Annotated in this window: 14 protein-coding genes and 7 tRNA genes; 12 read left to right on the forward strand and 9 right to left on the reverse strand. The window is 73.1% G+C overall.

Annotated features, from left to right (window positions below):
• The coding region (locus G3I53_RS27520) for a phosphotransferase (protein WP_164438893.1) at positions 1 to 443 on the forward strand (443 nt) is incomplete at its 5' end.
• 80 nt (positions 444 to 523) lie between these two features.
• Positions 524 to 805: a zf-TFIIB domain-containing protein gene (locus G3I53_RS27525; protein WP_164438894.1), complete on the forward strand. Its 282-nt coding sequence runs from the start codon at positions 524 to 526 to the stop codon at positions 803 to 805.
• A 71-nt stretch (positions 806 to 876) separates the two neighbouring features.
• On the opposite strand, the gene G3I53_RS27530 is transcribed toward G3I53_RS27525, so the two are convergent.
• From G3I53_RS27530 to G3I53_RS27550, 5 genes are all read right to left on the reverse strand, one after another.
• A tRNA-Val gene (locus tag G3I53_RS27530) sits at positions 877 to 948 on the reverse strand.
• A 43-nt stretch (positions 949 to 991) separates the two neighbouring features.
• A tRNA-Val gene (locus tag G3I53_RS27535) sits at positions 992 to 1,063 on the reverse strand.
• Between the two features lie 19 nt (positions 1,064 to 1,082).
• A tRNA-Val gene (locus tag G3I53_RS27540) sits at positions 1,083 to 1,154 on the reverse strand.
• Between the two features lies 1 nt (position 1,155).
• A tRNA-Cys gene (locus G3I53_RS27545) sits at positions 1,156 to 1,229 on the reverse strand.
• Between the two features lie 36 nt (positions 1,230 to 1,265).
• Positions 1,266 to 1,338: transfer RNA gene (locus tag G3I53_RS27550), tRNA-Gly, on the reverse strand.
• A 177-nt stretch (positions 1,339 to 1,515) separates the two neighbouring features.
• Between G3I53_RS27550 and G3I53_RS27555 the strand changes: the two genes are divergently transcribed.
• From G3I53_RS27555 to G3I53_RS27565, 3 genes are all read left to right on the forward strand, one after another.
• A complete protein-coding gene (locus G3I53_RS27555) occupies positions 1,516 to 2,565 on the forward strand; it encodes a chorismate-binding protein (protein ID WP_164338921.1) in 1,050 nt (349 codons plus the stop codon).
• The gene (locus G3I53_RS27560) at positions 2,566 to 3,387 is read left to right on the forward strand and encodes an aminodeoxychorismate lyase (RefSeq protein WP_164338922.1); all 822 of its coding nucleotides are present in this window, start codon (positions 2,566 to 2,568) and stop codon (positions 3,385 to 3,387) included.
• 64 nt (positions 3,388 to 3,451) lie between these two features.
• Positions 3,452 to 4,276 carry a GNAT family N-acetyltransferase gene (locus tag G3I53_RS27565; protein WP_164338923.1) on the forward strand — a complete coding sequence of 275 codons (825 nt, stop codon included), beginning with the start codon at positions 3,452 to 3,454 and terminating at the stop codon, positions 4,274 to 4,276.
• 33 nt (positions 4,277 to 4,309) lie between these two features.
• On the opposite strand, the gene G3I53_RS27570 is transcribed toward G3I53_RS27565, so the two are convergent.
• On the reverse strand, positions 4,310 to 4,834 hold the full coding sequence (locus G3I53_RS27570; RefSeq protein WP_203592746.1) for a DsbA family protein: 525 nt from the start codon (positions 4,832 to 4,834) through the stop codon (positions 4,310 to 4,312).
• 229 nt (positions 4,835 to 5,063) lie between these two features.
• Between G3I53_RS27570 and G3I53_RS27575 the strand changes: the two genes are divergently transcribed.
• Positions 5,064 to 5,507 (forward strand): hypothetical protein, encoded by a 444-nt coding sequence (locus tag G3I53_RS27575; RefSeq protein ID WP_164338925.1) that lies wholly within the window; start codon positions 5,064 to 5,066, stop codon positions 5,505 to 5,507.
• A gap of 150 nt (positions 5,508 to 5,657) precedes the next feature.
• Complete coding sequence (locus G3I53_RS27580) at positions 5,658 to 5,831, forward strand: hypothetical protein (RefSeq protein WP_164338920.1); 174 nt, start codon at positions 5,658 to 5,660, stop codon at positions 5,829 to 5,831.
• 70 nt (positions 5,832 to 5,901) lie between these two features.
• On the opposite strand, the gene G3I53_RS27585 is transcribed toward G3I53_RS27580, so the two are convergent.
• Positions 5,902 to 6,462 carry a CGNR zinc finger domain-containing protein gene (locus tag G3I53_RS27585; protein ID WP_164338926.1) on the reverse strand — a complete coding sequence of 187 codons (561 nt, stop codon included), beginning with the start codon at positions 6,460 to 6,462 and terminating at the stop codon, positions 5,902 to 5,904.
• Positions 6,463 to 6,794: 332 nt separating this feature from the next.
• On the reverse strand, positions 6,795 to 7,208 hold the full coding sequence (locus G3I53_RS27590; RefSeq protein ID WP_004002642.1) for an SsgA family sporulation/cell division regulator: 414 nt from the start codon (positions 7,206 to 7,208) through the stop codon (positions 6,795 to 6,797).
• 191 nt (positions 7,209 to 7,399) lie between these two features.
• Here G3I53_RS27590 and G3I53_RS27595 point away from each other — a divergent pair, with 191 nt between their 5' ends.
• The 4 genes from G3I53_RS27595 (at position 7,400) to G3I53_RS27610 (ending at position 9,020) form a co-directional block, all read left to right on the forward strand.
• Positions 7,400 to 7,861: a TIGR02611 family protein gene (locus tag G3I53_RS27595; RefSeq protein ID WP_164338927.1), complete on the forward strand. Its 462-nt coding sequence runs from the start codon at positions 7,400 to 7,402 to the stop codon at positions 7,859 to 7,861.
• Positions 7,862 to 7,961: 100 nt separating this feature from the next.
• Positions 7,962 to 8,033: transfer RNA gene (locus tag G3I53_RS27600), tRNA-Val, on the forward strand.
• 426 nt (positions 8,034 to 8,459) lie between these two features.
• A complete protein-coding gene (locus G3I53_RS27605; RefSeq protein ID WP_164338928.1) occupies positions 8,460 to 8,909 on the forward strand; it encodes an SRPBCC family protein in 450 nt (149 codons plus the stop codon).
• 39 nt (positions 8,910 to 8,948) lie between these two features.
• Positions 8,949 to 9,020 (forward strand) — tRNA-Val (locus G3I53_RS27610).
• Positions 9,021 to 9,085: 65 nt separating this feature from the next.
• On the opposite strand, the gene G3I53_RS27615 is transcribed toward G3I53_RS27610, so the two are convergent.
• Positions 9,086 to 9,811, reverse strand: a complete 726-nt coding sequence (locus G3I53_RS27615; protein ID WP_164338929.1) for an exonuclease domain-containing protein — start codon at positions 9,809 to 9,811, stop codon at positions 9,086 to 9,088.
• A 169-nt stretch (positions 9,812 to 9,980) separates the two neighbouring features.
• Here G3I53_RS27615 and G3I53_RS27620 point away from each other — a divergent pair, with 169 nt between their 5' ends.
• Positions 9,981 to 10,547, forward strand: coding sequence for a DUF4365 domain-containing protein (locus tag G3I53_RS27620; RefSeq protein WP_164338930.1), 567 nt, complete (start codon positions 9,981 to 9,983; stop codon positions 10,545 to 10,547).
• The last annotated feature ends 137 nt before the right edge of the window (positions 10,548 to 10,684 follow it).

The following is a 10,684-nucleotide window of genomic DNA, read 5'->3' on the forward strand; positions in this document are numbered from 1 at the left end:
CCCGCGGTGACGCCCCGGCGCCCGGCCCGGCCGCGCTCTGCCACGGCGACTTCCACCTGGGCCAGCTCGTCCGCCTCCCGCACGGGCCGTGGCGGCTGATCGACGTGGACGACGTGGGGCTCGGCGCCCCCGCCTGGGACCTCGCCCGACCGGCGGCCTGGTACGCGTGCGGCCTGCTCGGCCCGGGGGAGTGGGCGCGGTTCCTCGACGCCTACCGGGCCGCCCGGGGACCGGCCGTCCCCGTCGCCGGCGACCCCTGGCCCGCGCTCGACGTCCCGGCCCGGGCCCTCACCGTGCAGACCGCCGCCCGCATGATCGTCAAGAGCGCCGCGGACGGCCGCCCCCTCGACGAGGTGGAACAGTGCGTCGTCGACGCCTGCGCCCGGATCGCGGCCGTCCCGGCAGCCGCCGAGGGGGAGTTGGCGCCGGGCGGGACGACGTAGTGTGCAACCGACCGGAGCCGGACGGAGTCTGTCCTGGCGACAAGTGAAGCGGGACCGATCAGCGAGGAGTTGGAGCCGTCATGCAGTGTCCGAAGTGCCACGCGCCGATGCACACCTACAACCGGAACGGCGTACAGATCGAGCAGTGCAGCGGGTGCCGGGGGATCTTCCTGGACTACGGCGAACTGGAGTCGCTGACCCGGCTGGAGGCCCAGTGGGCGCAGCCCGCCCCGCCGCCGCCCGCCGCGCCGCAGGCGTACCCGGCGGCCCCGCAGCCGCCCGCCTGGGGTGCCGCGCCGCACGGCGCCCACTACGGTCACCGCCGGCAGAAGAGCTTCGGGCGCATGCTGTTCTCGTCCTGACGCGGCCCCCGGACTCCCGGGGGAACGGCAGAACCCCCGGCCGCTGGGCGGCCGGGGGTTCCGGTGAGGCGTGGACGATACTGGGATTGAACCAGTGACCTCTTCCGTGTCAGGGAAGCGCTCTCCCGCTGAGCTAATCGTCCTCGGGACCACGGTCACCGGCCGTGGCCGGTCGTGGGCACTGCGTGCGCGATACTGGGATTGAACCAGTGACCTCTTCCGTGTCAGGGAAGCGCTCTCCCGCTGAGCTAATCGCGCGGAGGATCCGAGGATCCAGTGGACGATACTGGGATTGAACCAGTGACCTCTTCCGTGTCAGGGAAGCGCTCTCCCGCTGAGCTAATCGTCCTTGGAGGTGGAGACGGGATTTGAACCCGTGTAGACGGCTTTGCAGGCCGTTGCCTCGCCTCTCGGCCACTCCACCAGGAGTGTAGGGGACCGGGATCCCCCTCTTCCTTCGAGCGGACGACGAGGTTCGAACTCGCGACCTCAACCTTGGCAAGGTTGCGCTCTACCAACTGAGCTACGTCCGCCTGTCGGTTCGGTCGGCTTGCGCGTTCCGGCGACGAGGTGAACTCTAGCGGATTCCGGGGCCAGCACAAAAACGCGTTTGTGCAGCGTGCTGCGCTGCGTCCGCTCACGTACCAGGTCAGCGCACCGTGACGGACTCGACGAGGTCACCGCGACGGCTCCCGCCCTACACTCGTCGGGTGCACGACCTCCCGCCTCTCGCCCGCTTCGGCACCCGTGTGGCCACCGGCCTCCTCGACGTCACCGACGACCCCTCGGCACTGGAATCCCGGGGCTTCTGGGCCGTCTGCGCGGACTTCGAGGGCCGTCTGACCTGCGCACGCTTCCGGGACGTGCGCGAGGAGCCGGTCCCGGCCCCGGTGCCGGACGCCTGGCGCGGACCCGCCCCCGGTGACTGGACGTCGTCCATGGACCACGCCGCGTACACGGCGGGCGTACGGGCGATCCGCGACCGCATAGCGGCCGGCGAGGTGTACCAGGCGAACCTCTGCCGGGTGCTGTCCGCGCAGGTCCCCGCCGACGCCGACGTGGACCGGCTGACCGCCCTGCTGGCCCGCGGCAACCCCGCCCCCTATGCCGGAACGATTCGCCTGCCCGGGCACGGCGTGGAGATCGCCACCGCCTCACCGGAACTCTTCCTCCGCCGCGACGGGCGCACCGTCGAGTCCGGCCCGATCAAGGGCACCGGCCGCACCGAGGCCGACCTGCTGGAGAAGGACTACGCCGAGAACGTCATGATCGTGGACCTCGTCCGCAACGACATCGGCCGGGTCTGCGCCACCGGCACCGTCACCGTGCCCGACCTGTGCGCCGTCGAGAAGCACCCGGGACTCGTGCACCTGGTGTCCACCGTCCGCGGCGGCCTGCGCGCCGGGACCGGCTGGCCCGAGCTGCTCGCCGCGGCCTTCCCGCCCGGCTCCGTCACCGGTGCCCCCAAGACGAGCGCCCTGCGGATCATCGACGCGCTGGAACCCGCCCCCCGCGGACCGTACTGCGGCGGCATCGGCTGGGTCGACGCCGACCGCGGCACCGCCGAGCTGGCCGTCGGCATCCGCACCTTCTGGATCGAGCGGGCCGCCGACGGCACCGCCGTGCTCCGCTTCGGCACCGGAGCCGGCATCACCTGGGGCTCCGACCCCGAGGGGGAGTGGCGCGAGACCGAACTGAAGGCGTCCCGGCTGCTCGCGGTAGCGTCGGGCACCCACGGGGTGAGTGAAGGGATCCGATAGGTGAAGATCTGGCTCGACGGCGGGCTGCAGGACATCGAGTCCGCCCGCGTCTCCGTCCTCGACCACGGGCTGACCGTGGGCGACGGCATCTTCGAGACGGTGAAGGCCGTGGACGGGCGGCCGTTCGCGCTCACCCGCCACCTCGACCGGCTGACCCGCTCGGCCCGGGGGCTCGGCCTGCCCGACCCCGACCTCGACGAGGTGCGCCGCGCGTGCGCCGCCGTCCTCGACGCCAACCCGATGCCGCTCGGCCGGCTGCGCATCACCTACACCGGCGGCCACGGCCCCCTCGGCTCCGACCGGGGAGAGCACGGCACCACCCTCGTCGTCGCCCTCGGCGAGACCGCCCGCCGCCCCGACACGACCGCCGCCGTCACCGTCCCGTGGACCCGCAACGAACGCGGCGCGCTCACCGGCCTGAAGACCACCTCCTACGCCGAGAACGTCGTCGCCCTCGCCCGCGCCCGCGAACGGGGCGCCACCGAGGCGCTGTTCGCCAACACCGTCGGACAGCTCTGCGAAGGCACCGGATCCAACGTGTTCGTCGTCCTCGACGGCGAACTGCACACCCCGCCCGTCGCGTCGGGCTGCCTCGCCGGCATCACCCGCGCCCTGGCCGTCGAGTGGACCGGCGCCCGGGAGACCGACCTGCCGTTCGACGTCCTGGAGCGGGCCGAGGAGATCTTCCTCACCTCCACCCTCCGCGACGTCCAGGCCGTGCACCGCGTCGACGACCGCGAACTGCCCGGCGCCCCCGGCCCGGTGACCGCCAAGGCCATGCGGATCTTCGACGAGCGCGCGGCGGCCGACCTCGACCCGTGAGCGTGTCCGACCGCACCCGGATATTCGGCTGACCCACGGCCCGCCAGCGGGTAGAACACCCGTGATGACCACCACCCTGCGGCCGGCCGAGCCGCTTCAGCAGAACGCCGACGGCACCCGCTCACGCCACTACCAGGTGTGCGTGAACAGCCGCCCCGTCGGCGCGATCCACATCGGCACCGACCCCGTCTTCGGTGACGCCGTCGCCCGGATCATGACGCTGCGCATCCAGGAGGCGGACCGCCGGCGGGGCCGGGGCACCGTCGCCGCGCTCGCCGCCGAGGAGGTGGCGCGCGGCTGGGGCTGCCGACGGATCGAGGTGTCCGTCCCCGCCCGCTCCGCAGCGGGCCTGCGGCTGGCCACCGCGCTCGGCTACGTCGTGCGCAACCGGAACATGGAGAAGGACCTGGGCGTCACCGCGCCCGCCCTGCCCGAGGGCAGCCGGGTCCGCCCCATGACCGACGCCGAGTTCGGGCCCTACCTCGAGCAGGGCAAGACCGACTACGCGCACAGCTGGAGCGAGCGGGGCGTACCCGGCGCCGAGGCCCGGGCCAAGTCGGAGCGCGACCACGCCGCCCTGCTGCCCGACGGGCGCACCAGCGAGGGCATGCTGTTCAGCGTGCTGGAGCACGAGGGCACCCCGGTGGGCACCCTGTGGCTCTCGGTCCGCGGGCAGGGCGCCTACGTCTTCGACGTCGAGACCTCCGCCCGCCACCGCGGACGGGGCCACGGCCGCGCCCTGATGCTGACGGCGGAGGCCCAGGCGATCGCCGCGGGCCGCCGCCGCATCGGTCTGAACGTGTTCGCGGACAACACCCCGGCCGAACGGCTCTACGACTCCCTCGGCTACACGACCACGCAGTACGCGATGTACAAGCCGCTGCTGTGACCGGCACGCGGGCCGGCCGGGACCGGGCCCGGCTCAGCCCTCCTGCCCGGCGAGCAGACGGTCCACGATCCCCTCGATCCGCTCGCGCAGACCCTCCTGGCTCTTCCCGCCGTCGAGGCGCTCCCCGCCGACCACGTAGGTGGGCGTGCCGGTCACACCGATCGCCTTGCCCTCGGCGTGGTCGGCGTCCACGACCAGGATGTGCCGCCCGTCGATCAGGGCGGTGTCGAACTCCTCGGCGTCCAGTCCCAGCTCCCGGGCCGTCCCGACCAGGACGGACTCGCCCGCGCGGTCCAGCTCCGCGACCCGCGCCAGCACGGCCTCCACGTACTCCCAGCCCCTGCCCTGGACCAGCGCCTCCTCGGCGGCCTGCGCGGCGGCGAAGGAGTGCTTGTGCTTCTCCAGCGGGAAGTGCCGCAGGCGCACCTCGAGACGGTCGCCGTAGCGGGCGCGCAGCGCGCGCACGTCGTCCAGGGCCGTGCGGCAGTCCGGGCACTGCAGCTCGCACCACACGTCGAGCACGGGGACGGAGGGGCGGGCGGGGGAGGAGTCACTCATGGTCACAGTCTTCCAGCCGCGCCCCGCACCACCCAACCGGCCCCCGGCACCTGCCCGCCCGCCCCTGCGGGCCCGTCCGCGGGCCGCGCCCGCACCGGCACCTGCGGAGGAGACGACCCGGAGATCTCCCTGATCTCGGGCCCGGGCATGGCCCGGCGGGGCCCCATAGGTGCAGGATGGAAGGGACGAAGGGCCCACAGCGGCACCACCCCCCAGCCTGGAGGACCGGATGATTGCCGAGACCGTCTGCTCCGCCGTGTCCGCGGCCGGCCTGGGCATCGCGGTGATCACGGCCTACCGCAAGCGTTTCCTGGCCGCGACCCGCATCGCCGCCTACTCCCTGGTCCCCGTCGGCCTCGTGATGACCGGCGTGGTGGAGTGGCTGGCGGACACCGCCTTCAGCCCCATGGCCTGGGCGGGATTCGGGCTGCTCGGCCTGTCGTGGGTGATGTTCGTGACGACCCGCGCCGTGGAGCGCCGCCGCGGCGGCACCCGCAAGGAACGCAAGGCCGCCCGGGCCGCCGCCCGGCAGGAGGACGCGGTCGCCCCGGCGGCCTCGGCGCCCTCTCTCGGTCAGGGACCCCGCCGGGAGACCCGGCCCGCGCCGGCCTCCCGGGGCGGCGACGACGACTTCAGCGATATCGAGGCCATCCTCAAGAAGCACGGCATCTGAGCCCCGGCGTCCCCGCCGCGCGCCGGCCGGGACGCCGAAACGTCACAGGGGGGCGCGTCGCGGCCGGAAGCGATCACAACCCGACGCGTTGATCACGTAATCGGCGGCCCCGCGTTCACCCGGTGAGGGTTGATCGCTTCGGTGCGGCCGATGCGCCATCATCGCGGCGAGATGCTGGACACGACACAGAGCGATGCCGCGCCGCCTCAGGACGAGCCGCGCGGATGCCTCTTCGCCCTTTCCCAGCCACCGCTGATGATCTTCCTGGCGGTGATCGGGTGTCTGCTGCTCACGGCTGCCCTGCACGACCTGCTGTGGCTGTGAGCCGTACCCGCGGTACCCGGCGCCACCCGTCGGGACCGCGTCGGCACGGCGGCATCTCGCCGCCGGGCGGTCAGCCCGCCGCCTCCTTGCGCCGCGCCCGGTACGCGGCCACGTGCAGCCGGTTGCCGCAGGTCCGGCTGTCGCAGTACCGCCGCGACCGGTTGCGGGAGAGGTCGACGAAGGCGTGCCGGCAGTCGGGCGCCTCGCAGCGCCGCAGCCGCTCCTGCTCCCCGGCGACCACGAAGAAGGCGAGAGCCATGCCGCAGTCGGCGGCCAGGTGGTCGGCGACCGAGGCGCCCGGGGCGAAGTAGTGCACGTGCCAGTCGTAGCCGTCGTGGTCGGTCAGCCGGGGCGTGGTGCCCGCGGCGGCGATCAGCTCGTTGATCAGCCCCGCCGCCGTGCGGGCGTCGGGCGCGGCGAAGACGGCCGCGAACCGGGACCGCAGCCTGCGCACCGCCGACAGGTCGAAGTCCGTGAGCACCCCGACCTCACTGACCGCGTGTTCCCGGACGAACACCTCGAGAGCCGCGACGTCCGGCAGTCCGTCCGGCGCCGAGTCGTCCTCCGGCGCGGAGTTCACCAGATCCACCACGGTGTCCAGCGCACACCGGGTGTCGTGGGTGATCAGCACGATTCGCTCCCTGGCCTGGGGACGGGCGGGCGCCCGCCGATTGCTGGCCGATGGTAGTGGCTCCGGCGCGCGGAGGGCCGCCGTCGGCCCGCACATGGTTTCGAGGACAACGTCCGGGGACGCCCGCGTGTTCCCGCCCGGCGACCCAGGGTCACCACCCGTGCACGATCCGGGCCCCCGCCCGTCGGCCGCCGGGTCCGGGCAGCACGACGCGACGGCGCCGGCACCGCGGAATCCCGCGGTACCGGCGCCGTCGCGTGCCGTGCACGGTCGTTCTGGCCCGAGCCGTCACCCCGAGTCGACGGCGCCGGGCTGCTTGTGGGGGTCTCGCCCTAGCTTTCCGCCAGGATGTGCGAGAGCTCCTGATCGAGGTCGAAGTGCCGGTGTTCCGTGCCGGGCGGCACGGCGGCGTCGGTGCGCTTCAGGAAGGACTCCAGGGCCCGCGCCGGGGCCTCGAGCAGTGCCTCGCCCTCCGGGGAGCTGAGAGCGATGCAGACGACGCCCTGACCGTGGCTGCGCGACGGCCAGACGCGGACGTCGCCGGTGCCCGTGGGGCGGTGAAGTCCCTCGGCGAGGAGGTCGCGGGCGAACACCCACTCGACGGTCTCCTCGGCTCCGGTGTGGAAGGTGGCGTGCACGGCGTAGGGGTCGGCCGTGTCGTACCGCAGGCCTGCGGGGACAGGCAGGGAGGACTCGCTCGACACAACGAGGCGCAGGTGCAGCTCGCAGCTGACCGTGGTGTTCATAAGCGCCAGGGCCTTTCGCTCAGTGTGCGCTCGGGGATTCGCACGTCGGCGAAATCGACATGCCACCTACGGTGCCGTTGTAAACCCCTCTGCGTGTTTTGCGTGCGTTTACGTAACTCTTCCGGCCGAGAGATCGATCGCCCCCTGCGCCCATTCCGGTGAGGCGAATCGCTCCGGTAGGGTTTGGGCGTATGAACACGGGGAGTGACAAGGCCGGCGAGGCGACCATGACAGCTGACCGGGCGGGCCGGGCGGAGGCGGACGAGGAGCCACAGGAGCGGGCGCTCGGCTCCCGGGCGCCCGCCTTCATCAAAGCGCGCCGGGCCCTCCACGTCAGCTGGCAGGTCGGCGTCTTCGTCGTCGGTCTCGCGGTCGTGGCGGCGGGGGCCGCGATGCTGGTCCTGCCGGGTCCCGGCTGGGTCGTGATCTTCGCCGGCCTGGCGATCTGGGGGACCGAGTTCGCCTGGGCGCAGCTGGTGCTCCGCTGGACCAAGCGCAAGGTCACCGAGGCCGCGCAGCGGGCCCTCGACCCCAAAGTGCGCCGCCGCAACATCATCCTGACCTCGGTCGGCCTGGTGATCGCGGGCGTCGTGGCCGGCGTCTACCTGTGGAAGTTCGGCCTGCAGATGCCCTGGAAGATCACCGACCAGTGATCCGGGGCGCGGGCCGCGCCGCCGCGGGCGGGGGTGCGGCGGCCCGTCGGCCGCTGGTCATCAGCACCCCCTGACATGGGGTAATCTTCTTCCTGCGTCCGGGCGATTAGCTCAGTGGGAGAGCGCTTCGTTCACACCGAAGAGGTCACTGGTTCGAACCCAGTATCGCCCACCGGATGAAGGCGGCCCGGCTCACGATCAGTGGGCCGGGCCGCTCCCTTTCCCCCGCGGCGTCCACCGCACCACCGGCCCGCGGCGGTGACGGCCCGTTACTTTCCGCCGCCGCACGGCACCGGGCCCGCCGCCCCCGGAGGCCGGCCGCGTAATCGCCCGGGCCGTATGCGAAGGCCGCCCCGAACACCGCCTTCCGGCCATCCGGCGAGTTCCGGAAGAAGCCAACACTCCTTTATCCGGCGGGAATCCACCGCACCCCTTCCGGAATACCGACACGCATTTCTCCGCACCCGCGCCCGCACAATGCCCCGCACACCCCGGGAGCGGCCCGCAGACCACCGTGAACGGCCCGGCACACCCGGCGACTTCGCCCCGGCGCGCCGCACACCGGGCACGTACGGCCCGGCCCGGCACACTGACGCCCATGGACGTCAACCACTACCGGTTCCACAGCCGGTGGACCCTGACCGCCCCCGCCCCCGTCGTCTACCGCGCCCTGGAACGCATCGAGGACTACCCCCGTTGGTGGCCCCAGGTCCGCGAGGTCACCCGGATCGACGACACCGCCGGCACCGCCCGCATCCGCTCCGTCCTCCCCTACGACCTCGTCGTGGTCCTGCGCGAGGAGCGGCGCGACCCCGCGGCCGGGATCCTGGAGGTGACGCTCACCGGCGACATCGACGGCCGCGCCCGCTGGACCGTCACCCCCGCCGAGGGCGGCGGCTGCCTCGCCCGCTACGAGCAGGAGGCCGAGGTCCGGAAGCCGCTGCTGCGCCGCCTCGCCGTGCCCGCCCGCTGCCTGTTCCGCGCCAACCACACCGTGATGATGCGCGCGGGGCGGCGCGCCCTGGCCGCCCACCTCGAAGCGGTTTGAAGGAAGCGTCCCGGGACCTGTATTGTTCAGTCCGTTCCCGGGCGATTAGCTCAGTGGGAGAGCGCTTCGTTCACACCGAAGAGGTCACTGGTTCGAACCCAGTATCGCCCACCGGGAGAGCCGGTCCGTCCCCGACGGACCGGCTTCGTCGTCTGTGGACCCCGCCCCGCGGCGCGCTACGCGGCCGCCGGCAGATCCGGACGCAGCGGCCAGGCCGGGTCCACCGCCTCCCGCGCGCCGTTGCGCGCGAACCACGTCTCCAGCCCCCGCGCCTGCGCCGCGTGCCACACCGCCTGCAGGGTGTGCAGTTCACCCGGCGAGAGCCGCTCCAGCCGCGTGGCGAACCGCCGCCCCACCGCCCGCGTCACCTCCAGCGCCGCCACCGCGTCCGCCGCCGCGTCGTGCGCCGCCTCCAGCGGCACCCCGTAGAGCGCGCACAGGTCCGCCAGCGTCCGGCGGCCCTTGCGGTAGCGGTCCAGATGCTTGTCCAGCACCCGCGGATCCAGCACCAGCAGCGGATTCCGGTCGAACCAGCGGCTCAGCGACGACGCCCGGTGACGGCGCAACTCCCGGTCCAGCAGCGTCAGATCGAACGGCGCGTTCATCACCACCAGCGGCCGGCCGACCCGGGCCTGCTCCGCCAGCACCTCCGCTATCTCGTACATCACCGGAGCCGGCCACCGCCCGTTGCGCTGCACCTGCTCGTCCGTCAGACCGTGCACCTCCGTCGCCGCCGCCGGCACCGGAACCCCCGGGTTCACCAGCCAGCGGCTGACCCGCGGACGGCTGCCCGGCGCCTCCTGGATGACGACGGCGGCCGACACGATCCGGTCGGTCTCGACGTCCACGCCCGTCGTCTCCGTGTCGAATGCGGCCAACGGCCCCTCGTACCAGCTCGCCATACCCAACAACCCCTCGATCACCCTCGGCAGTTGACGCACCGTCCGCTGCCACGACCGGGTGATACCCGCCCCGTTTGCGCCGTACGCCGGAAGGAGACAACAGGAGTACGGGTCTTTGCAGTTCAGCGACCCGACACGGGGAAACACTTGTTCTGGAAGGCTGTTGGCCATGGCCATAGCGCAGCCCGAACGGGGCGGGCTGCTGCCCGGGCGCACGGCCCCCTCCCGCGGCTCCCTCGCCACCACCGCCTGCATGGAGACCCTGCAGGTCGCCTACCTGCACGCCGTCGCCGCCGCCGCGGGCTGCTCCCTGTCCCAGCCCTTCCCCGACAACGGCATCGACTGGCACGTCAGTCACACCGCACCCGGCCACACCGTCGACGACGAGGTCACCATCAAGGTCCAGCTCAAGGCGACCTACCAGGTCCCGCCCCGTCCGCCGGGCCGCTCCTTCGCCTTCACGCTGGACAACGCGCACCTCGCCAAGCTGGCCCGCACCCCCGTCACCGTGCACAAGATCCTCGTCGTCATGCTCGTCCCGCGCTCCCCGGACGACTGGCTGCGCGCCGGCCACGACCGGCTCGAACTCAGGCACTGCTGCTACTGGACCAACCTCGCCGGCCACCCCGTCACCGGCCGCGGCCGCACCACCGTGCGCATCCCCACCAGCCGCGTCTTCGACGACCGCGCGCTGTGCGAGATCATGACGCGCGTCGGGACCGGAGGCACACCATGACCCACCGCCCCACGGGCGGACCCCCGCACCCCGTCCGCCCGCACCCCGCCGAAGCCGCCTGGCACGGCCGCCCGCCCGCCCCCGCCGACACCGACCCCGCCGTCCTCGCCGCCCTGCTGCACCGCCACGGCTGGCGG

It is taken from the genome of Streptomyces sp. SID14436, from assembly GCF_010548465.1.
Taxonomy (GTDB): Bacteria; Actinomycetota; Actinomycetes; order Streptomycetales; family Streptomycetaceae; genus Streptomyces.

Excerpts from the sequence above, each read along its gene's own strand:
- G3I53_RS27525 (WP_164438894.1), top strand. The coding sequence starts at position 524 with ATGCAGTGTCCGAAGTGCCACGCGCCGATGCACACCTACAACCGGAAC.
- G3I53_RS27565 (WP_164338923.1), top strand. The coding sequence starts at position 3,452 with ATGACCACCACCCTGCGGCCGGCCGAGCCGCTTCAGCAGAACGCCGAC.
- G3I53_RS27570 (WP_203592746.1), bottom strand. The coding sequence starts at position 4,834 with ATGAGTGACTCCTCCCCCGCCCGCCCCTCCGTCCCCGTGCTCGACGTG.
- G3I53_RS27575 (WP_164338925.1), top strand. The coding sequence starts at position 5,064 with ATGATTGCCGAGACCGTCTGCTCCGCCGTGTCCGCGGCCGGCCTGGGC.
- G3I53_RS27580 (WP_164338920.1), top strand. The coding sequence starts at position 5,658 with ATGCGCCATCATCGCGGCGAGATGCTGGACACGACACAGAGCGATGCC.
- G3I53_RS27590 (WP_004002642.1), bottom strand. The coding sequence starts at position 7,208 with ATGAACACCACGGTCAGCTGCGAGCTGCACCTGCGCCTCGTTGTGTCG.
- G3I53_RS27595 (WP_164338927.1), top strand. The coding sequence starts at position 7,400 with ATGAACACGGGGAGTGACAAGGCCGGCGAGGCGACCATGACAGCTGAC.
- G3I53_RS27605 (WP_164338928.1), top strand. The coding sequence starts at position 8,460 with ATGGACGTCAACCACTACCGGTTCCACAGCCGGTGGACCCTGACCGCC.
- G3I53_RS27615 (WP_164338929.1), bottom strand. The coding sequence starts at position 9,811 with ATGGCGAGCTGGTACGAGGGGCCGTTGGCCGCATTCGACACGGAGACG.
- G3I53_RS27620 (WP_164338930.1), top strand. The coding sequence starts at position 9,981 with ATGGCCATAGCGCAGCCCGAACGGGGCGGGCTGCTGCCCGGGCGCACG.